The sequence below is a fragment of the Streptomyces sp. CA-142005 genome (assembly GCF_050942335.1).
Classification (GTDB): domain Bacteria; phylum Actinomycetota; class Actinomycetes; order Streptomycetales; family Streptomycetaceae; genus Streptomyces.
In genome coordinates this window covers 8784870-8805819 of sequence record NZ_CP192078.1, presented here as the reverse complement: position 1 = coordinate 8805819, position 20950 = coordinate 8784870, and the positions used below count along the sequence as shown (strand labels likewise).

18 protein-coding genes are annotated in these 20950 nt (G+C 72.4%); 5 read left to right on the top strand and 13 right to left on the bottom strand.

What is annotated here, in order from left to right:
* Positions 1-15: 15 nt before the first annotated feature.
* From ACQPXS_RS40575 to ACQPXS_RS40565, 3 genes are all read left to right on the top strand, one after another.
* A complete protein-coding gene (locus tag ACQPXS_RS40575; RefSeq protein WP_356307073.1) occupies positions 16-585 on the top strand; it encodes a sigma-70 family RNA polymerase sigma factor in 570 nt (189 codons plus the stop codon).
* A gap of 154 nt (positions 586-739) precedes the next feature.
* Positions 740-1255, top strand: coding sequence for a hypothetical protein (locus ACQPXS_RS40570; RefSeq protein ID WP_365324578.1), 516 nt, complete (start codon positions 740-742; stop codon positions 1253-1255).
* A gap of 174 nt (positions 1256-1429) precedes the next feature.
* Positions 1430-2083, top strand: coding sequence for a zf-HC2 domain-containing protein (locus ACQPXS_RS40565; RefSeq protein WP_356307069.1), 654 nt, complete (start codon positions 1430-1432; stop codon positions 2081-2083).
* A gap of 23 nt (positions 2084-2106) precedes the next feature.
* On the opposite strand, the gene ACQPXS_RS40560 is transcribed toward ACQPXS_RS40565, so the two are convergent.
* The 3 genes from ACQPXS_RS40560 to ACQPXS_RS40550 all read right to left on the bottom strand — a co-directional run bounded on the left by ACQPXS_RS40560 (position 2107) and on the right by ACQPXS_RS40550 (position 6377).
* Positions 2107-2970 carry an Fpg/Nei family DNA glycosylase gene (locus tag ACQPXS_RS40560; RefSeq protein WP_433454524.1) on the bottom strand — a complete coding sequence of 288 codons (864 nt, stop codon included), beginning with the start codon at positions 2968-2970 and terminating at the stop codon, positions 2107-2109.
* A gap of 44 nt (positions 2971-3014) precedes the next feature.
* Positions 3015-5096, bottom strand: coding sequence for a SpoIIE family protein phosphatase (locus ACQPXS_RS40555; RefSeq protein ID WP_433454523.1), 2082 nt, complete (start codon positions 5094-5096; stop codon positions 3015-3017).
* An 84-nt stretch (positions 5097-5180) separates the two neighbouring features.
* The gene (locus ACQPXS_RS40550) at positions 5181-6377 is read right to left on the bottom strand and encodes a DUF6777 domain-containing protein (protein WP_433454522.1); all 1197 of its coding nucleotides are present in this window, start codon (positions 6375-6377) and stop codon (positions 5181-5183) included.
* Between the two features lie 131 nt (positions 6378-6508).
* Between ACQPXS_RS40550 and ACQPXS_RS40545 the strand changes: the two genes are divergently transcribed.
* On the top strand, positions 6509-7930 hold the full coding sequence (locus tag ACQPXS_RS40545) for a lipase maturation factor family protein (RefSeq protein ID WP_433454521.1): 1422 nt from the start codon (positions 6509-6511) through the stop codon (positions 7928-7930).
* 57 nt (positions 7931-7987) lie between these two features.
* Here the strand turns inward: ACQPXS_RS40545 and ACQPXS_RS40540 are convergent, their stop codons facing one another.
* The 9 genes from ACQPXS_RS40540 to ACQPXS_RS40500 are packed head-to-tail and all read right to left on the bottom strand — an operon-like array spanning position 7988 to position 16395.
* Positions 7988-8488, bottom strand: a complete 501-nt coding sequence (locus ACQPXS_RS40540) for a cupin domain-containing protein (RefSeq protein WP_433454520.1) — start codon at positions 8486-8488, stop codon at positions 7988-7990.
* A gap of 53 nt (positions 8489-8541) precedes the next feature.
* Entirely contained in the window at positions 8542-9381 is an 840-nt protein-coding gene (locus ACQPXS_RS40535; protein WP_433454519.1) for an amidohydrolase family protein, read from the bottom strand.
* Positions 9378-9728 carry an L-rhamnose mutarotase gene (locus tag ACQPXS_RS40530; RefSeq protein WP_433454518.1) on the bottom strand — a complete coding sequence of 117 codons (351 nt, stop codon included), beginning with the start codon at positions 9726-9728 and terminating at the stop codon, positions 9378-9380. Before ACQPXS_RS40530 ends, ACQPXS_RS40535 begins: the two co-directional genes overlap by 4 nt.
* The gene (locus ACQPXS_RS40525) at positions 9725-10696 is read right to left on the bottom strand and encodes an aldo/keto reductase (protein ID WP_433454517.1); all 972 of its coding nucleotides are present in this window, start codon (positions 10694-10696) and stop codon (positions 9725-9727) included. Before ACQPXS_RS40525 ends, ACQPXS_RS40530 begins: the two co-directional genes overlap by 4 nt.
* Entirely contained in the window at positions 10693-11448 is a 756-nt protein-coding gene (locus ACQPXS_RS40520) for an SDR family NAD(P)-dependent oxidoreductase (protein ID WP_433454516.1), read from the bottom strand. Before ACQPXS_RS40520 ends, ACQPXS_RS40525 begins: the two co-directional genes overlap by 4 nt.
* A complete protein-coding gene (locus ACQPXS_RS40515; RefSeq protein ID WP_433454515.1) occupies positions 11445-12785 on the bottom strand; it encodes an L-fuconate dehydratase in 1341 nt (446 codons plus the stop codon). The genes ACQPXS_RS40520 and ACQPXS_RS40515 overlap by 4 nt, the downstream gene beginning before the upstream one ends.
* A gap of 37 nt (positions 12786-12822) precedes the next feature.
* Positions 12823-13851, bottom strand: a complete 1029-nt coding sequence (locus ACQPXS_RS40510; RefSeq protein WP_356307047.1) for an ABC transporter permease — start codon at positions 13849-13851, stop codon at positions 12823-12825.
* Positions 13844-15334: a sugar ABC transporter ATP-binding protein gene (locus ACQPXS_RS40505; RefSeq protein ID WP_433454514.1), complete on the bottom strand. Its 1491-nt coding sequence runs from the start codon at positions 15332-15334 to the stop codon at positions 13844-13846. The genes ACQPXS_RS40510 and ACQPXS_RS40505 overlap by 8 nt, the downstream gene beginning before the upstream one ends.
* The gene (locus ACQPXS_RS40500) at positions 15331-16395 is read right to left on the bottom strand and encodes a sugar ABC transporter substrate-binding protein (protein ID WP_433454513.1); all 1065 of its coding nucleotides are present in this window, start codon (positions 16393-16395) and stop codon (positions 15331-15333) included. Before ACQPXS_RS40500 ends, ACQPXS_RS40505 begins: the two co-directional genes overlap by 4 nt.
* Before the next feature lie 163 nt (positions 16396-16558).
* Here ACQPXS_RS40500 and ACQPXS_RS40495 point away from each other — a divergent pair, with 163 nt between their 5' ends.
* Entirely contained in the window at positions 16559-17296 is a 738-nt protein-coding gene (locus ACQPXS_RS40495) for a FadR/GntR family transcriptional regulator (RefSeq protein ID WP_433454512.1), read from the top strand.
* A gap of 602 nt (positions 17297-17898) precedes the next feature.
* On the opposite strand, the gene ACQPXS_RS40490 is transcribed toward ACQPXS_RS40495, so the two are convergent.
* Positions 17899-20919 carry an alpha-mannosidase gene (locus ACQPXS_RS40490; RefSeq protein WP_433454511.1) on the bottom strand — a complete coding sequence of 1007 codons (3021 nt, stop codon included), beginning with the start codon at positions 20917-20919 and terminating at the stop codon, positions 17899-17901.
* Between the last annotated feature and the right edge of the window lie 31 nt (positions 20920-20950).

Here is a 20950-nt window from a genome sequence, read left to right as displayed (position 1 = left end):
CGCTGCCATACGGCCATGACGGCCGGAACCTCACTGATCCACAAGGCGGCGGCACGGGCCCACGGGACCACGACCGCCGAGCACGAACTGGCCGCGCTCCAGCGCGAGCACGGCGGACCGCTCTTCGCCCTGCTGCTCAGGCTCTGCGACGGGGACCGGCAGCGCGCCGAGGACCTGGTCCAGGAGACCCTGGTACGCGCCTGGCAGCATCCCGAGGCGCTGCACGCCGAGGACTTCGACTCGGTACGGCCCTGGCTGCTGACGGTCGCCCGGCGGCTCGCGATCGACGCCCGGCGGGCCCGGCAGGCCCGGCCCCCGGAGACCTGCGCCGACATCCCGGAGAGCGCGCGGGTGACCGCCGATCACGCCGAACGGGCCGCCGCGATGCTCGATGTCCGGGAGGCTGTGAAGACACTCACGCCGGAACACCGTGACGTCCTGGTACTCGTGTATTTCCTCGGGGCCAGTGTGGCGGAAGCGGCGCAGACCCTGGGCGTTCCACCCGGTACCGTGAAGTCCCGCGCGTATTACGCGCTGCGCGCGCTGCGCCGGGTCCTTCCGGATTATGCGGCCGACCTGCACTGAAACCGGAGGCCGGGTCAAACCTCGGTAAAGCGCCTTGCTGTGGCCCCCGTTCGGGCAATGGGCTGTCCTCATCCGCGTTCCGGGCAGACGGCCGGGGCCACGACCCCGACGAGGCTCGGGCGACGCGCACGTACCGGAGGAAGGGCAGGAAGGGATGCAGCACAGAGGGCACGAGAGCACGGACGGCACCGACGGCGGTGAACTGGCCGTCCCCATGGCCTGGTTGTACGCCGAGTACATCGCCGACGAACTGCTGCGCACCGGCGACCTGATGCCGCCGACCTCCTTCGAGTTCCGGGCCGGCCGGGACGCGCTGGCGCTCACCGTCTTCCTGTCCGACACCGACGGGGAGCTGTCCGGCATCCGGGTGATCTCCCAGCTGGAGAACTGGCTCTCCCTGACCGCCTACGACCAGCCGTGGCGGGACTGGGTGCGCGAGCGCATGGCCGAGCTGACCGAGCGGGCCGAGCGCTCCGGCACCCGCTCGCCCGACCTGGCCCTCGCCGCCGACGCCTGGCGCTGGCTGGAGGAGACCGAGCTGCTCGCGCCGGACCTGGACGCGGTGCCGGGCGGCGGGGGGCCGGCCGGCGAGGACGACGGGCCGAAGGTGTGGACCCCGGCCTGGCGGCTCGGGCTGCCCCTCGGGCACCTCGCGATCCATCTGTTCTGACCCGTCGCGCCGGGGCTTTCTGAAGTTTTCCGGAATCGGACCAATCCGCGGGCCGCGCGGCTCCGAATCTCTCGTCCGGGATTCTGTGGGTGGCTTGAGTGATTCGGCTGTCGGCTGCGTACGGGTGGGTGCACGGAGTAACCCCACCCGCACCCATCGGCACGAGGATTCGGCATGAGGTCCCTGGAAAGGCATCGCGACGTCGGCGCATACGCGCTCGGCGTGCTGGACGAGGCGGAGGCCTTCCGCTTCGAGGACCACCTCATGGAGTGCCCTCAGTGCGCGGCACAGGTGACCGAATTCGGTCCCGCCACACGGCAGTTGATGCTGTACCGCCGGGCCACGCCGCGCTTTGTGCACCCCATGGCGCAGCCCGGTCCCCGGCTGCTGGACCGGCTGCTCGGCGAGGTCGCGCACCGGCATCGGGCGCGCCGCCGGCGCTTTCTGTACGGCCTGGCCGCATCCGTGGTGCTGGCCGTGGCCGGTCCGGGCATCGTGGCCTTCGCCGGCCACGCGGAACCGTCCGCGCACGTCACCGCGGCGACCGATCCAAAGACCGGGGTGTGGGCCGAGGTCACCGCAGCCGACGGCGACACGGGCAGCCGGCTGACCCTGAAGGTGAAGGACGGCACCGGCCCGCACGCCTGCCGGCTCGTCGTCGTGGGCCGCGACGGCTCCGAGGAGGTCGCCGGCACCTGGATGGAACCCGGCCACGCCACCGGCACCTTCACCGCGCTCGGATCCTCCACGATGCACCCCGACGAGATCGCCCACTACGACGTGCGCACGACGGACGGGCAGCGCCTGGTGTCCGTCGACGCGCCGTAGTCACACCGGATCGCGGCCGGGGCTCATTTCAGCAGCCGGGACAGTCTGCGGTCCGCCAGGGGCTTGCCGCCCGTCTGGCAGGTGGGGCAGTACTGGAGCGCGGAGTCGCTGAAGGAGACCTCGCGGATGGTGTCGCCGCACACCGGGCAGGGCTCGCCGGTGCGGCCGTGGACGCGCAGGCCGCTCTTCTTCTCGGCCTTCAGCCGTCCGGCGGCCAGGCCCCGGGAGCGGTCGACCGCCTCGGTGAGCGTCGAGCGGAGTGCCGCGTAGAGCCGATGGGTCTCCTGAGGGGTCAGGGAGGCGGCGAGCTTGAACGGGGACATCTTCGCGGCGTGCAGGATCTCGTCGCTGTAGGCGTTGCCGACGCCGGCGATCAGGGACTGGTCGCGCAGGGCGCCCTTCAGCTGACGTCTCTCGTCCTTGAGGAGGGCGGCGAGGCGGTCCTCGTCGAAGTCGCCGGCCAGCGGGTCCGGGCCGAGGCGGGCGATGCCCTCGACCTGGCGCGGATCACGGACGACGTAGACCGCGAGGCGTTTCTGGGTACCGGCCTCGGTGAGGTCGAAGCCCTCGCCGGTGTCCAGTGCCACGCGCAGCGCGAGCGGGCCCTTGCCCGGCTTGGGCGGGCCGGACGGCAGCCGGTCCTTCCACTGCAGCCAGCCGGCCCGCGCCAGGTGGGTCACCAGGTGCAGCCCGCTGTCCGCCGCCAGGTCCAGGAACTTGCCGTGCCGGTGCACAGCCGTGACCTCGGCGCCCTCGAAGGCCGTGACCGGAGGGTCGTACGTCTTCAGGACGCTGACGGCGACCGGCAGCACCCGCGCCACCCGGCGGCCGACCAGGTGCGTGGTGAGGAAGTCCTTCAGCGCTTCTACCTCAGGCAGTTCCGGCATGGGTCCAGAGTGCCATCCGGCACCGGCAAACCGGGTGCGGCGCCTCAGCCGCCCCGGCGGAACTCGCACCACACCGCCTTGCCGCCGCCCCGCGCCTCGACGCCCCACGCGTCGGCGAGCATCTCCACGAGCAGCAGGCCCCGGCCGGAGACGCCGTCCTCCCCCGCCTCGCGGCGGCGCGGCAGGGCGCTGGAGGAGTCCTCGACCTCGATCCGCAGCCTGCGGTGGCCGCCGTCGAGGGCCCGCAGGGTCACGATCGCGGAACCCTCGGTGTGCATCAGCGCGTTGGTGATCAGCTCGTCGGCGACGAGCTCGATCTCGTCGTCCCGGTCGCGGTGGCCCCAGGAGCGGACCGCCGCGCGGATCAGGTGCCGGGCCTGGCTGAGGGCTTCCGGGTCGCCGGGCGCCACGTGCTGCTGGAGCCGGCCGCCGGCGGGCGGGGCCTCCGGGGTGCGCCGGCGCAGCAGGAGCAGCGCCACGTCGTCGTCGCCGCCCCGCTCCTCGGCCACCTGGATCAGCCGGTCGGCGAGCTCCCGCACGTCCTCGGGGCCGTCCGCGACGAGCGACAGAAGGCGGCGTATGCCGTCGTCGAGGTCGGCGCCGGGCTGTTCGACTAGCCCGTCGGTGCACAGCAGCAGGGTGTGGCCGGGGTCGAGTTCGAGGGTGGATACGGGGTACTCCAGCCGGCCGAACTCGGCGGACAGGCCGAGCGGCAGCCCGCCCTCGACCGGCACCCGGCGGCAGCTGCCGTCGCCGTGCCGGATCAGCAGATCGATGTGCCCGGCCCGGACGGCCTGCACCACCCCGGTGGACAGGTCGGCCTCGGCGTACAGGCAGGTGGCGAAGCGGTCGGTGTCGAGTTCGTGCAGGAAGACGGAGGCACGGGCCATCACGGCGGCCGGGGTGTGTCCCTCCGCGGCGTAGGCGCGCAGCACGATCCGCAGCTGGCCCATGACGGCCGCCGCGTGGGTGTCGTGGCCCTGGACGTCGCCGATGACCGCGCCGACCCGGCCGCCGGGCAGCGGGATCAGGTCGTACCAGTCGCCGCCGATGTCCCGGCCGAGGGCGCCCGCGGCGGTGCCGGCGCGGTAGCGGACGGCGATGTCGGCGCCGCGGACACTGGGTATGGTGCGCGGCAGCATGGCCTGCTGCAGCCCCCGGGCGAGGTCCTGCTCCTGCTCGTAGAGCATGGCGCGCTGCAGGCTCTGCGCGATGCTGCTGCCGAGCGCGACCAGCACGGCGCGCTCCTCGGTGGAGAAGCCGCGCCGGTCGCTGTAGAGCAGCCCCATCCCGCCGATCGCGCGGGCCTGGGCGATCAGCGGCAGATAGGCGGCCGAGGTGACGTGCAGGTCGGTGAGGTGCGGCCAGAGGATCGGATAGCGCTCGGCGAACTCCTCCGGGGACTCGATGAACCGCGGGCGGAGCGTGCGGACGACCTCGCTCATCGGGTACTGCTCGTCGATCCGGGTGATCTGGGTGCCGGGGACAGAGGCTTCGACGGGTCCCTCCGCGACCAGCCGGATGCGGCCGGCCTCGACCAGCCCCATCACCAGGCTGGCCGCGCCGAGGTGGCGGATGCCGCGGGTGTCCTTGAGGGCGTCGATGACCTCCTGGACGCTGCGGGCGTGGGCGAGGGCGGCGGAGACGGCCTGCGCGACGTTGGTCTGCTGGCGGAACGCCTCGTCCTGGGCGGCCCGCAGGCTGCGTGCCCCGCTCTCGGCGAGCTCCTCGGTGGCGTCGCGGACGATGCCGACGACCCGGCGCGGGCGGCCGGTGTCGTCCCGGCGGATGTAGCCCTGCGTGTGGGTCCAGCGCGGGGTGCCGTCGCGGCAGCGGATGCGGAAGTAGGCCCCGTAGTTCTCGCTGCCGTCCTTGATGGCGCGGGCCACCATCGCGTCCAGCCGGGCGGACTCCGTCGGCGGCACCCGGACGGCGAGGGACTCGGGGCGTCCGTCGTACTCCTCGGGCAGCAGGTCGAACACCTCGTGGGCCTGGGCGTCCATGTGGAACAGACCCGTGTCCAGGTCCCAGTCGAAGGTGCCCATGCGGTTGAGCGCCAGGATCGGATCCGGGTGGGCGGGCCAGTCCTCCGGGAGTGACACGGCACTCGCTCCCCGAACTGCCATGCGCCCACCTTGCCAGGATTTATCCGATTCTTCGACCTCTTCCTCCGGCCGCATCCCGGGCGTGAGCGCCCGTGCCGAACCGGCTCAGCCGCCGGAGAGGTCCGCGGTGACTTCGCCGTCCGTCGCGTCGGGGACCGCGCTGGACCGGGCGTCCGGTGGGCCGAAGTCGTAGAGCGGGTCGTGGCTGCCGGGGGCGTCCGGGACGAGATCGAGGGACGACGGGCTCGGGTCGGCCGTACCGGGGACCGGGGCGCCGCGTCCGGCGGGCGTGTCCGGTGCCGTGAGGGTGGCGGGCGTGGACCGCCCGCCGCCCGGTCCCGGGGAGGTCCCCGGCCCGCTCCGCTGCGGACTGGGCAGGGTGTACGGCGGTGCGGTGCCGGGGGAGGCGGTGTCCGCCGGGTCGGGGTCGGGGTCGCCGTCGGGCGGGGCGGTGGCCCAGTCGGGCGCGGGGACGACCCGGTCGTGGCGTACGTCGTGACCGATGCGGCGCTCGATCCAGGTGCGCGTCTCGGCGTTGACGATCGTGATGCTGTCGACCGCGCGGGGCGCGGGCGTCACCGCGATCACCCGGTCCGGACGGTAGCCGGACCAGGCACTGCCACGGGCGCTGAAGCCGGCGGTCGGCGCGGGCGAGCCCAGCGGGTTGCCGCAGACGCAGCGCACCCGGGGCAGCCCGCGGTCGTCGACGAGGACCGCGGTGCCGGCCTGGAGAACGGCCTGGTAGTCGACCGCCCGCCCGCCGCGGTAGCCATGGTCGGTGACCCGGGTGTCGGCGCGCAGCATCACGGGGGCCAGGCCGCGCAGATAGCCGGGAACGCCGCTCGCGGAGACACCGGCCGCGCGGGCGAAGGCGTCACCCTTGGCCCGGTTCGCCGTCAGATACCCGATCTGCCGTTCGACGTCGCAGCCGGCGACGCGGACGGTACCGCCGTAGAGGCCGGGCGTCGCTCCGGACAGCACGCGCATGGGGCGCGGGGGTACGGCGACCAGCCCGGCGGCCAGTGCAGGCGGGGAGGATCCGGTGACGGGCGGTCCGGCGGCCGTGGGCTCGACCGCGCCGGCACGCGGCGACGCGGTCGGGTCGGCGCTCCCGGTGCCGGACGCCGTCGGTGCGGTGACCGTGGAACCGGTGAAGGGGTCCGGCCCTTGCATCGCGGCGGGCAGGAGATAGACCTCCTCGCCCATCCGGGCCTCCTTGACGCCGAGGCGTGCGCAGCCGGCGACGAGGAGCGCCACCGAGAGAGCGCAGGCCGTGACGATGAATCCGGTGGATATCCGCACCGTACACTCCGCATCACTGTGGGTGAATTCCCCCCATTGTTTGCATCGCGGCCGATTGGCTGGCAACTCGGGGGCAGGTCATGATGAAGGCGACACCGGCGGTCCAGCCGCGACGAAGGGCGCGCACAGCCGTGAACTGGTTCACCGCTCCCGACTACTGGCTGACCCGGCTGGTCTTCCAGCGGGCTCTGGCCGCCCTGTACCTGGTGGCTTTCCTGACGGCGGCCCTGCAGTTCCGGGCGCTGCTGGGCGAGCGCGGCATGCTGCCGATCCCCCGGTTCGTGGCACGGATCCCCTTCAAACGGGCGCCGAGCCTGTTCCATCTGCACTACTCCGACCGCTTCTTCGCGGGGTGCGCCTGGGCCGGTGCCGCGGTGTCGGCGGCGCTGCTCGCCGGCGCGGACTCCCTGCTTCCGCTGTGGGCCGGGATCCTGCTGTGGCTGGTGCCCTGGGCGCTGTATCTGTCGATCGTCAACGTGGGCCAGACGTGGTACGCGTTCGGCTGGGAGTCGCTGCTGCTGGAGACGGGCTTCCTGGCCGCGTTCCTCGGCAACGACGAGGTGGCGCCGCCGATCGTCGTGCTGTTCCTGCTGCGCTGGATCCTGTTCCGGGTCGAGTTCGGCGCCGGGCTGATCAAGATGCGCGGTGACGCCTGCTGGCGGAAACTGACCTGCCTCGACTACCACCACGAGACACAGCCGATGCCGGGCCCGCTGAGCTGGTTCTTCCACCATCTGCCGAAGCCGCTGCACCGGGTGGAGGTGGCCGCCAACCATGTCACCCAACTGGTCGTGCCGGTGCTGCTGTTCACCCCGCAGCCGATCGCCTCGGCCGCCGCTGCCCTGATGATCGTCACCCAGCTGTGGCTGGTGCTGTCCGGCAACTTCTCCTGGCTGAACTGGATCACCATCGTGCTGGCCCTGTCCGCGCTGCGGATCCCCGCGTCCGCGCCCTCCGTGCCGGCGGCGCCGCTGTGGTACGAGGTCCTGGTGCTCGCGGTCGCCGCGCTGCTGCTCTTCCTGAGCTACCGCCCGGTGGTCAACATGATCTCCCGCCGTCAGGTCATGAACCGCTCCTTCGACCCGCTGCACCTGGTGAACACCTACGGCGCGTTCGGCAGCGTGAGCCGGGTCCGCTACGAGGTGGTGGTCGAGGGCACGCTGGACGACGTGCCGCGCGAGGACTCGGACTGGCGGGAGTACGAGTTCCGCGGCAAACCGGGCGACACCCGGCACTGGCCCCGCCAGTTCGCCCCCTACCATCTGCGCCTGGACTGGCTGATGTGGTTCGCGGCGCTGTCCCCGGGCTATGCGGGTGAATGGTTCGGGGGTCTGGTGGAACGCCTGCTGGAGAACGACCGCGACACCCTGCGCCTGCTGCGCCGCTCCCCGTTCCCCTCGGACACCCCGCCCCGGTATGTCCGCGCCCGCCTGTTCCGTTACCGCTACACCACCTGGCGGGAGCTGCGGGACAGCGGGGCGTGCTGGGAGCGGACGTACGTCCGGGAGTACCTGCCACCGACGCGGTTGGCGGAGGTGGCCGGGCGGTCGTGAGCGGCCGGGCCCTCCGACGGGAGGCTTCGGCACGGGGGGTCGGCCCGAGGGCTCGGCCTACGGCTCCTTTCGGTTCTCCGGGGGAATCGGGTAGGACCGGGTCCGGTAGCGGCCGCGGAACTCGGCCAGCAGTTCCTCGGTCGCCTCGGCCCCGGCGCTCACGGCGGCGTGCACGTCGCGGAAGTAGTTCTCGTACCCGGCCGGGGTCATCAGGCACAACGCGCGTGCCGGGACCGGGCCGGCATTGCGGAAGCCGTGCGGGGTGCCGCGGGTCGCGGCGAGCAGGTGACCGGGGCCGGCCGTCACCTCGCCCTCGCCGGTGTGGAGCGTCAACTCGCCCTCGAGCACGTAGAAGTACTCGTCGTGTGCATCGTGCACGTGTGGCCTGGCGCCGATGGTGCCGGGGGCGAGGCCGAACTCCTCGAAGGCGAAGCGCCCGCCCGTGTGCTCGCCGGTGAGCCGGAAGAAGTGCGCGACGCCGGCGACGTCGATGCGTTCACCGTCCTCGGGGGCGCGCAGCAAGGGAGCGGCGGGCGAGCGGTGCTGATCATCGGCCATGTCGGCCATTGTGAGGTACGGGTCCCCACAGCGCCCGTCGCCCACGCCGTGGGTCACAGACCGTAGACGGCCGCGGCGGTGCCCTCGAAGAGGGCATGGCGGTCCGCGTCGCCGAGGTCCGCGGTCAGCTCGGACATGGCGGTGCGCACTTCGGTGTAGGTGGCGGCCAGCGTGCACACCGGCCAGTCGGAACCGAACATCAGCCGGTCGGGGCCGAAGGCCTCCAGTGCCGTGTCCGTGTACGGCCGTAGGTCGGCCGTCGTCCAGGAGGCGTGGTCGGCCTCGGTGACCAGGCCGGAGAGTTTGGCGACGGTGTTGGGGAGGGCGGCGAGTGCCCGCAGGGCGGACGCCCAGGGTTCGCGTTCTCCCGTGGCGATCGGCGGCTTGCCCAAATGGTCGAGGACGAACGTCAGTTGCGGCAGCAGGGCGGCGGCCTCGGCGCAGGCCGGGAGCTGGTGGGGCAGCACGACCAGGTCGTACACGAGCCCCGCGGTCGCCACGGCCGCGAGGCCGCGCTGTACGTCCTTCCGCAGCAGCCACCACGGGTCCGGCTCGTCCTGGACCTGGTGCCGGATGCCCTTCAGGAAAGAGCCCCCGGGGAGTTCGCGCAGCCGGGACAGTGCGTCGGCGATGTCGGGGCGGGTGAGGTCGGTCCAGCCCACGACCCCGGCAACGAGGCCGTGTCCGGCCGCGAGCGCGAGGAGCTCGGGCGTCTCCCCGGCGACGGTGACGGTCTGGACGAGGACCGTACGGTCCACTCCGGCCGCGCGGGCCTCCGGATCCAGGTCGGCGAGGCCGAAGTTCCGGCGCAGGGGCTGGAGTTCGGGCCCCTTGATCCAGTCCTGGTCGCGGACGGACAGGTCCCAGACGTGGTGGTGGGCGTCGACGGTCACGGCAGCTCCCACACGACGGGCAGCCCGGCGTCCGCGCCCTCGCTGGAGTAGTCGTGCACGACGTCGAGCAGCTCGGCCATACGGGCCTGCCAGGCCACGTTGACCGGCAGCTGCTCCAGTTCGGCGAGCAGGCGGGCGTGGTCGGCGCACTCCAGCAGATGGAACAGGTCGGTGCCTCCCCCACGCTCGGCTTCGCTCGCGCGGGGGGATCCCCACCGCCAGATGGTCCAGGAGGTGACGCCGGCGGCGCGGATGGCGCGGGTCAGTCCCTCCGGGACCTCGCGATGGGCCGCCTCGTACTCGGCGATCCTGTCGGCGCGGACCTCGGTGTGCAAGGCGACTCTCATGACGGGCCCTCCTCTCGGGGCAGCAGGCCGGACTCCCGCAGTTCCTGCCAGAACTCGGCCGGGACGGTGGAGGCGAACTGTTCGGCGCAGTCGTGGACTTCGGGCGCGGAGCGAGGTCCGGGCAGGACACTGGCGACGGCCGGGTGGGCGGAGGCGAAGGCCAGTGCGGCGGCACGCAGGGTGGTGCCGTGCCGCTCGGCGACCGCCTTCATGCGCAGGACCCGGTCCAGCAACTCCGGGGGGACACGGCTGTAGTCGTACGTCGACTCGGGCGTCGGATCCGCCAGCAGGCCCGAGTTGAAGACGCCGCCGAGGACCACCGACACTCCGTGCTCGGCGGCCGTGGGCAGCAGTTCGGCGCCGGCGCTCTGGTCGAGCAGGGTGTAGCGGCCCGCGCACAGGACCACGTCCACGTCGGTGTCGCGGACGAACCGGGTGAGCATCGCGGTCTGGTTCATGCCGGCGCCGATCGCGCCGACGACGCCCTCGGCGCGCAGCTTCTCCAGGGCCGGGTAGCCCTCGCGGAAGGCCTGCTCGGCGTGGTCGTCGGGGTCGTGCAGGTAGACGATGTCGACGCGGTCCAGGCCGAGACGGTCCAGGCTCGCCTCCAGGGTGCGGCGGACGCCGTCGGCGCTGAAGTCCCACACCCGGCGGTGGGTGTCGGGTACGGCGAAGCCGTGCGCCAGGTCGTCGCCCGTGCCGGCGGCGGGTTCCAGGCGGCGGCCGACCTTGGTGGAGACGGTGAAGCGGGCGCGGTCGTAGGCGCGCAGGGCGGCGCCGAGCCGGCGTTCGGACAGCCCGAGCCCGTAGTGCGGGGCGGTGTCGAAGTACCGGATGCCGCGCTGCCAGGCGGCCCGTACGGCCTCCCGCGCCTGCTCCTCGTCCACCGGACGGTAGAGGTTGCCGAGTGTCGCGGCGCCGAAGCCGAGCGGGGTGACCTCGACCTGGCTGCGGCCGAGTCGCGTCACCGTCCCACCGGCCGCAGCCTGAGCCCCTGCATGCCGCCGTCGACGGCGAGGGCGGTGCCGGTGGTGGCGCCGGACAGCGGACTGGCCAAGTAGGCGATGGCACCCGCGACCTCGGCGGCGGAGACCAGTCGGCCGGTGGGCTGGCGAGCCTCCAGGGCGGCGCGTTCGGCGGCCGGGTCGGGGGCCGCGTCCAGCAGTTGTCCGATCCACGGCGTGTCCGCCGTACCGGGATTGACGCAGTTGACGCGGATGCCCTCGCGGACGTGGTCGGCGGCCATGGCGAGGGTCAGGGAGTACACGGCCCCCTTGGTGGCGCTGTACAGGGCGCGCTGGGGCAGTCCGGCGGTGGCCGCGATGGAGCAGGTGTTGACGATCGCGGCGTGGTCCGAGCGGCGCAGGTGCGGCAGGGCGGCGCGGGCGGTGCGGACCATGCCGAGGACGTTGACGTCGAAGACGCGTTGCCACTCGGCGTCGTCGTTGTCCTCGACCGTGCCCTGGGCGCCGATCCCGGCGTTGTTGACCAGGACGTCCAGCCCGCCGAGGTCCTCGGCCGCCCGCTCGACGGCCAGGCGGACGGAGGCGTCGTCGGTCACGTCGGCGCGGTAGGCGAGGAGCGGCTTGTCGACGTCCGCAGGGTCCCGGTCGAGGACGGCGACCCGGGCGCCTCGGGCGGCGAGCAGATCGGCGGTGGCCCGGCCGATGCCGGAGGCACCACCGGTGACCAGGGCCTTCAGGCCCTCGAAGTCGCTCATGCGGCCTGTCCCTTCTGGGTCTCGGGGTCGGCGGCCCAGTAGGTGCCGCCGGGGAAGGTGTACCGCGCGATCGACTCGGGGCGGAGGGCGGCGGAGAAGCCTGGCGCGGTGGGTGCGGTGTAGTGGCCGTCGTGGATGACGACGGGCGTGACGAAGTGCTCGTGGAGGTGGTCGACGTACTCGATGACCCGGTCCTCGGTGGTGCCCGAGACGGCCAGGTAGTCGAACATCGACAGGTGCTGGACGAGTTCGCACAGGCCGACGCCGCCCGCGTGCGGGCAGACGGGCACGCCGAACTTGGCGGCGAGCAACAGGATGGCGAGGTTCTCGTTGACGCCGGCGACGCGGGCCGCGTCGATCTGGACGATGTCGAGGGCGCCCGCCTGGAGGAGCTGCTTGAACATGATCCGGTTGTGCACGTGTTCGCCGGTGGCGACCTTCACCGGGGCCACCGCGCGGCGGATCGTGGCGTGGCCGAGGACGTCGTCGGGGCTGGTGGGCTCCTCGATCCAGTACGGGTCGAACTCGGCGAGGGCCTTGGTCCAGCGGATCGCCTCGTCCACGTTCCAGCGCTGGTTGGCGTCGACGGCGAGCCGGATGTCCGGTCCGACGACCGCGCGGGCGACCCGGCAGCGCCGGATGTCGTCGTCGAGGTCGGCGCCGACCTTCAGCTTGATCTGTGTGAAGCCGTCGGCGACGGCCTGCGCGGCGAGCCGGCCGAGCTTGTCGTCGTCGTAGCCGAGCCAGCCCGGGGACGTGGTGTAGGCGGGGTAGCCGTGCTCCAGCAGCCGTACCCGGCGCTCCCCGGCTCCCTCCCTCCCCCGCCTCAGCAGGTCGAGGGCCTCGGTGGGGGTGAGCGCGTCCGCGATGTACCGGAAGTCGATCTGCCCGACCAGCCACTCGGGTTCTGCGTCGGCCAGCAGCTGCCACAGCGGCTTTCCGGCGCGGCGGGTGGCGAGGTCCCAGACGGCGTTGACGACGGCGCCGACCGCCATGTGCATCACGCCCTTCTCGGGGCCGAGCCAGCGCAGCTGGCTGTCGCCGATCAGGTCCCGGAAGAGCGAGCCGGGGTCGGCGCACAGCTCGGCCACGTCGCGGCCGAGCACATGGTCCCGCAGCGCGTCGATCGCGGCGACCTGGACGTCGTTGCCCCGCCCGATGGTGAAGACGAACCCGTGTCCCTCGTGCCCGTCGGCGGCGTCGGTACGCAGCACGACGTAGGCCGCCGAGTAGTCGGGGTCCGGGTTCATCGCGTCGGAGCCGTCCAGCTCGCGCGAGGTGGGGAAACGGATGTCGTGGGTGTCGACCGCGATGACGCGGGCGGGGGCCTGGGACACTGAAGTCCTTTCGGTCGTCGGGCACTTGACGGCTGGGTCAGTCCTGGGCGCGGCCCGTCGTGACGCGCGCGATCACGAGGGCGACGAGGATGATCCCGCCGTAGATGGCCTGGATCCAGAACGACGGGACCTGGGCGAGGGTGAGCAGGTTCTGCACGACGCCGAGGAGGAGGACACCGGTCAGGGCGCCGAACATGGTGCCCTTGCCGCCGTCCAGGCTGATGCCGCCGATCACCGCGGCCGCGAACACCGTGAAGATCATGTTCTGGCCCTGGTTGGCGCTGATCGCGCCGACGTACCCGGTCTGCAGCAGCCCGCCGAGCGAGGCGAGCACGCCCGCCACGACGTACACGCCGAGCATGACCCGGTCCACCCGGACGCCGGCCGCGCGGGCGGCGTCGGCGTTGCCGCCGATCGCGTACAGGGCGCGACCGGTGCGGTGGTACTTCAGCACGAACCCGGCGACGGCGAAGGCGAGGGCGGCGAGCCACACCGACAGCGGCACGTTGAGGAAGGTGGTGGTGGCCAGGGAGTAGAAGCTGTCGGGCATGCCGAACAGGGTCTTGCCCTTGGTGGCGCCGACCAGCAGGCCGCGCAGCACGATGAGCATCGCGAGCGTCACGATGAACGCGTTGAGCCGGAACTTCACGACGAGAACGCCGTTGAAGGCGCCGATGACCGCGCCGACCACGGGGATCGCGAGCAGGGCGAGTCCGGCCGGGAAGCCGGTGCCCCAGCCGGACTGGCTCGCGGGCAGCACCAGCAGGGCGCCGACGGCCGGCGCGATGCCGACCACCGACTCCAGGGACAGGTCGAACTTGCCGGTGATCAGGACGAGGGACTCGGCGAGCACGACCATCGCGAGCGCGGCGGAGGCGCCGAGGATCGAGATGAGGTTCCGCTCGGTCAGGAACGAGTCGTTGACCACCGCGCCCAGCACCATGAGCAGCAACAGGGCGGGGACGAGGGCGAGTTCGCGGGCCCGGCGGAGCAGGACGGTCCGGGCCGAGCGGGCGTCCGGGGTCTTCGGGGGCGCGAGCGGCGGGGCGGCCCGGGTGTCAGCCATGGTCAACTCCTTCGATGGAGGCGATCAGCTCGTGGTCGCGCCAGCCGGCCGGGTGCTCGGCGACGACACGGCCGTGGAAGAGGACGAGGACGCGGTCGCAGCGGCGCAGGTCGTCGAGTTCGTCGGAGACGACGAGGACGGCGGTGCCGTCCTCGCGGGCGCTGTCCATGCGGGCGAGCAGCGACTCCTTGGACTTCACGTCGACGCCGGCGGTGGGGTTGATCAGCACCAGCAGGCGCGGGTCGGAGGCGAGGGCGCGGGCCATCACCACCTTCTGGGCGTTGCCGCCGGAGAGGTCGGACACCGGCTGGTCGGGGCCCTCGGCATGGATGTCGAGGCGGTCGATCAGCTCGGCGGCGAACCGGCGCCTTGCGTCCGGCGCGACGAATCCGGCCCGGCCCAGCCGCTCCAGCACGCTCAGCGTGGCGTTGTCGCCGATGCTCATGCCGGACACCAGTCCCTGCTCGTGCCGGTCGCGCGGCACACAGCCGACCCCGGCGCTCAGGGCGGCCCGTACGTCCCCGAACCGCAGCCGTTCGCCGTCCAGTTCGGCGGTGCCGCCGGTCGGGGTGTGCAGTCCGGCGAAGGACTCGGCGAGCTCGGTCTTGCCGCTGCCGCTGGAGCCGGCGAGTCCGACGACCTCACCGCGACGGACGGTGAGATCGACCTCCTCGTACGCCGGTGAGGTGAGCCCGTGCGCCTCCAGCAGGACGGGGGCGTCGTCGTCCGCCGTCCCGCCCTGTACGGCCTGTTCGGCGACCGACTCCCCCGCCATGGCCTCCACCAGCGCCGCCTTCGGCAGGTCGGCGACGGGGGCGGTGGTGATCCAGCGGGCGTCGCGCAGCACGGTGACCGTCTGGCAGACCTCGTACACCTCCTGGAGGTGGTGCGAGATGAACAGGAAGGTGACACCGGAGTCCTGCAGGGAGCGCATGCGGGTGAACAGCCGCTCGATCTCCCGGTTGTCGAGCTGGGCGGTGGGCTCGTCCAGCACGATGAACCGGGCGCCGAAGCTCAACGCCCGTGCGATCTCCACCATCTGCCGGTCCTCGACCCTGAGGTCGGCGGTGCGCGCCTCGGGGTCGACGCGCACGTCCCAGGTGTCGAGGAGTTCGGCGGCCTGCTGGCGCAACCGGCGCCAGCTGATGACGCCGCGGCCGGTCGGCTGCCGGTTGAGGAACAGGTTCTCGGCGACCGTCAGCTCCGGGACGACCGTGGGCTTCTGGTAGACGCAGGCGACCCTGCGGCGCCAGGCGTCCCGGTCGGCGAGCGGGGGCGCCGGCTCGCCGTCGAAGCGGACCGTGCCCGCGTCCGGGGCCTGCAGGCCGGTGAGGACGTTGACGAGGGTGGACTTGCCGGCGCCGTTACGGCCGACCAGGGCGTGGGACTCGCCGGGCAGGACGGTGAGCCGGCCGTCGGCGAGGGCGACGGTGGGGCCGTACCGTTTGACGATGCCCTCGGCTTCCACAAGCGGCGTACTCATTTGACCGTGTTGCCCCACAGCTTGGGGTCGTCGACGTTGGCCTTGGTGACCAGCGGCGCGGGCAACTGGTCCTCCAGGATCCCGCTGGGCAGCTTGACGATCACGGAGCCGTGGTCGGTGGGCCCGGGCTTGAACGTCTTTCCCGCCATCGCCGCCTTGATGTAGTACAGGCCGTACTTGGCGTAGGCGTCGGCCGGCTGGGAGACCGTGGCGTCGATCTGGCCCTTGCGGATGGCGTCGTACTCCTGGGGGATGCCGTCGTTGGAGACGATCGCGATGTGGCCCTTCTGCCCGGCCGGCTTCAGCATGCCCTTGGACTTCAGGGTCTGCAGGGTGGGCGCCAGGTAGACGCCACCCGCCTGCAGGTAGATGCCCTTGATGTCCGGGTTGGCGTTGAGGAGTGTGTCCAGCTTGGCGGCCGCGGTGTCGGACTCCCACTTGGCGGGGATCTCCAGCACCTTGAGCTTCGGGTACTTCTTCTTCACGCAGGACCGGAATGCCTCGGAGCGGTCGCGGCCGTTGACCGAGGCGAGGTCGCCCATGATCTGTACTACCTTGCCGCTGCCGGCGTGCTGTCCGAGGTAGTCGCAGGCCTTCTCGCCGTAGGCCACGTTGTCGGCGCGCACCACCATGGCGACCTTGCCCTTGTCGGGTGCGACGTCCACGGCGACCACGGGCACGCCCTTGCGCTCGGCCTGGTCGAGTCCGGCCTGGATGGCGGCGCTGTCCAGCGGCGCGACCACCAACCCCTTGACGCCCTGGGTGAGTTCGTTGTCGATGTCGGTGATCTGCTGCGACGGGTCGCTGTTGGAGTTGACCGTCTTCAGCACCTCGACGCCCTCGGACTTGGCCATCTTGGGCACGTAGTCGTTGTACGACTGCCAGAACGGCGAGGTCAGCAGCGGCAGGATCACGCCGACCTTGCCGGTGCCGCCGCTGCCCGCGCCGGCGGTGTCCTTGGTGCTGCCGCAGGCGGCGAGCATGAGCGAGGCACCGGCGGCCAGAGCCACCGCGCCGATGATCCGGGACCTGCTGCGCTTCCTGACAGTGCTGGCGGGCATCTCGCGGCTCCTCGTCGAGGGTGTTCGAGCAGACGCCGCATATTTATCAGACCAATCGGCGGAGTCAACACCCTCTTGCAGCGAAAATTCGAGGATTCAGGGCGTAGTGGTCGGACCACTTGGCTGGTTAGACTGCGGCGCACCGGGGGGAAGGAGGAGCGGCGTGGACGAGGAAGAGGTGCCGCAGAAGGGCACGGTGACACAGCGCGCCATCGAGGAGATCAAGGCGATGATCGCCGAGGGCCGGCTGGAGCCCGGCCAGCGGCTGCCCACCGAGCGGGACCTGGCGGCCCGGCTGGGCATCTCCCGCAGCTCGATGCGGGAGGCGATCCGCGCCCTGACCGTGATGGGCGTCCTGGAGGCCCGGCACGGCTCCGGCATCTACGTCACCGCACTGGAGGCCGGCGACCTGCTGGAGACCTTCGGGGTGGTCGCGGACCTGTCCCGGGGCCCGCGCCTGGTGGAACTCCTCGAAGTCCGCCGGATCCTGGAGTCGACGGCGACCGCGCTGGCCGCCGCGCGCATCACCGACAACCAACTCGCCGCCGTCGAGAAGCACTTGGCGGCGATGAACGCCACCGACGACCCCGAGGAGATCCTCGCCCACGACCTCGCCTTCCACCGCGAGATCGCCGCGGCCGCCGGCAACGAGACCATGGCCGCCATCCTGGAGGGCCTGTCCTCCCGCACCTTCCGCGCCCGCGTCTGGCGCGGCTACCAGGAGGAGGGCGCCTTCGCCCGCACCCGCCGCGAACACGCCGCCATCCACCGCGCCCTCACCGCCCGCGACCCGGAGGCGGCCCGGGCGGCGGCAGCGGCCCACGTCGGCGAGGTGGAGGAGTGGCTGCGGGCTCAGCTCGGGGCACAGGACGGCAGCGGGCCCGGCAGACTGCCGGGCTGATCGTCAGACGCGCGCGGAGCCGACAACCCCGCTTTCCCGGCTTGTCCATCCAGGTGGAGCACTGGTTCGCCGATGGTGGAAGACCCCGGCTCCACCGTGCCGTGGACCGGCACATCCACCGGTCGTACAGCGCTCGCCGCCGCCCCGGCGGGACCCGCGGTGCCCCACCCGGCCGGGCCGCCGCGCGCGGCCTGGCGCCGGACGCGACGGCCGACCTGCGGGCTTGGTGGACAGCCCTAGGCTGCTGCCGGGCACCGACACCGCCTGCGACGAGATGGCCCAATGGGCGTGCGGCACCACCGGGTTCGCGCTCCGACCGGTGGGCACCGCGAACGGCTTCGCCGTGCTGTGCGCGCTCGCCGCCCGCCCGGCGTGCCGGCGGCGTCGCCCTTGTGCCTAGGCTCGCCCGCCCGATCCCGGCGTATCCGGCCTCAGTGTGCATTGGCTGCGGGTTCCGGTCGACGGCGCAGCGTGCACGCCGTCCACCGGACCGGGACCGGCGGGCACCCGGGCACCCGCCACGTCCTCCACCGCCGTGCGCACCTCGCCGAGATCAGGCAACCGGCGATGAAGAGGCCGACCGGTGCCGGTGCGCGTCCCCGTCAGGCCCGCTGCAGCCTGAGCGTCACCAGCTCGAAAGGCCGCAGCCGTACCGTGATCCGGTCGCCGTCGCGCTGCGGCGGCTCGGTGTCGCCGGTCGGCCGTTCCAGCAGGTCCGCCGCCGTGACGTCCGCGACCTCGAAGCCGGCCGTGAGGGTGGCCCGGGCCCGGCCGCCGTGGGCCTCGTGGAAGCGGACCACCACGTCCCCGCTGCCGTCGTCGGCGAGTTTCACGGCCGTGATCACGACAGCCTCATTGTCGACGGTGACCAGCGGGGCGACCTCATGGGCACCGGTGACGTGCCGTTCCGGCAGGTTGACCCGCCAGCCCTCGCGGACCGCGTCGGCGATCGAGGCGCCCGGGACGAGAGCGTGCCGGAAGCGGTGGACGCCCTGGTCGGTCTCGGGGTCGGGGAAGCGCGGGGCGCGCAGGAGGGAGACGCGCACCGTGGTCGTCGTACCGCGGTCGCCGTCGGTGCGCACCGTGCGGGTCACGTCGTGGCCGTACGTCGAGTCGTTGACGACCGCGACGCCCCAGCCGGGCTCCTCCAGGTGGACGAAGCGGTGGTTGCACGCCTCGAACTTGGCCGCCTCCCAGGAGGTGTTGGTGTGCGTGGGGCGGAAGACGTGCCCGAACTGGGTCTCGGACGCGTACCGTTCGGCGTGCAGATCGAGAGGGAAGGCCAGCTTCAGGAACTTCTCCGTCTCGTGCCAGTCGACCTCGGTGTCGATGAGCAGCCTCCGCTCGCCCGGCGGCAGCGTCAGCACCTGGGTTACCCGGGAGGCGCCGAAGCTCCGTATGATCCGCACCGACGCGCCGTCCTCGCCGGCCTCCACCGACTCGGCCTCCGTGAGGTCGGTGACGGTGTTGCGGTAGAAGGAGTCGACGTCCCAGGCGTCCCACATGTTCGGGAAGTCAGGGTGGACTTGGAGCAGGTTGGCGGCCCGGCCGGGGGCGATGGTCTCGCGGTCGGCGTCGAGGTCGTACGCGGAGACGACGAGGCCGTGGGCGTCGATCTCGATGCGGAGCAGCCCGTTGCCCAGGACGTGACCGCCCGCGGCGCGGGGGGACACCTGCGTTCCCTGCGGCAGGGCCGGCACGCCGGCACCTCCGGCGGGAACACCGTGACGGCTGTGCGGGGCCGCGTTGAAGACCAGGTGCCGGGCCCCCTCCCCCGCCAGGGCGCGCTGCGCCGCACCGGTGATCCCCTCCAGCTCCCCGGCGATCCGCTCGTACGTCGCCCGCGCCTCCCGGTGCACCCAGGCGATGGACGAGCCGGGCAGGATGTCGTGGAACTGGTGCAGCAGGACCGTCTTCCAGATCCGGTCCAGCTCCTCGTAGGGGTAGCGGAATCCGGTGCGCACGGCCGCGGTGGCCGCCCACAGCTCGGCCTCCCGCAGCAGGTGCTCGCTGCGCCGGTTGCCCTGCTTGGTCTTCGCCTGGCTGGTGAGGGTGGCGCGGTGCAGTTCGAGGTACAACTCACCGACCCAGACCGGTGGTTCGGGGTATTCGGCCTCGGCCTTCTCGAAGAAGGCGCGGGGGGTCTCCCAGACGACGGTGGCCGAGCCTTCGAGGTCGCGCAGCCGGGCCGCCTTGGCGACCATCTCGCGGGTGGTGCCGCCGCCTCCGTCGCCCCAGCCGGTGGGCGCGAGGGAGTGCCGGGCCCGGCCCTTGTCCTTGAAGTTCCGTGCCGCGTGGGCGATCTCGCCGCCCTTCATGGAGCAGTTGTAGGTGTCGACGGGCGGGAAGTGGGTGAAGATCCGGGTGCCGTCGATGCCCTCCCACTGGAAGGTGTGGTGCGGGAACGTGTTCGTCTGCGACCAGGAGATCTTCTGGGTCAGCAGCCACTTGGACCCGGCGGCCTTGATGATCTGCGGGAGTCCGGCGGCGAAGCCGAAGGTGTCGGGCAGCCAGGCCTCCTCGTTCTCGATGCCGAACTCGTCGAGGAAGAACCGCTTGCCGTGCACGAACTGCCGGGCCATCGCCTCCGAGCCGGGCATGTTGGTGTCGGACTCGACCCACATCCCGCCGGCCGGCACGAACCGCCCCTCCGCCACGGCCTTCTTCACCCGCGCCCACACCTCGGGCCGGTGCTCCTTCACCCACGCCCACTGCTGGGCCTGGGACATGGCGAAGACGAACTCCGGCTCGTCCTCGATCAGCGCGGTCATGTTGGAGGTCGTCCGGGCCACCTTGCGGACCGTCTCCCTGAGCGGCCACAGCCAGGCCGAGTCGATGTGCGCGTGCCCGACGGCGCTGATCCGGTGCGCGGACGGTACGGCCGGGGCCGCCAGCACAGCGGTGAGCTCGGCGCGGGCCCGGTCGGCCGTGCCGTTCACGTCCTGGAGGTCGACGGCGTCCAGGGCCCGCTCGACGGCGCGCAGGACGTCGTGCCGGCGCGCGGAGTCCACGGGCAGCTCGGCCATCAGCTCGCCGAGCACCTCCAGGTCCATGACCAGCTGCCACACCGCCTCGTCGAAGACGGCGAGGTCCATGCGGGTGAGCGTGTACTGCGGCTCGCGCCCGGCGGTGTCCTTGTCGCCGAGCCGCGTAGGCCGGAAGGGGTGGTAGTCGAGGATGACCGGGTTGGAGGCGGCCTCGATGTGCAGGACCACCTCCTCACCGCCCGCGACCGGGGCACCGATCCGCACCCACTGGTTGCGGGGGTTGAGGCCCTTCACCGGGCTGCCGTCGGGCCGGTAGACCAGGCCCTCGCACTGGAAGCCGGGCATGTTCTCGTCGAAGCCCAGGTCGAGCAGGGCCTCCACGGTCCTCCCGGCCCACGCCTCGGGCACGGTCCCGGTCACCCGGAACCAGCTGGTGCCCCAGGGAGCACCCCAGCGGGCGCCGACCTCGATCGGCTCGGCCTCGGCGGCGAGTCCCTCCTCGACCGGCACGGGCTCGCCGGGCGCGTGCCACACCGCGACCTGCAGCGGCACGGATTCGGGGTACACGGCGGGGCGGATGCGTTCGTCGAGGACCCGCCTGAGGCGGGCTTCCACCAGAGTGCGGTCGTCATGCATGCGGGGTGCTCCCTGCGGGTTCCGGGGTGAT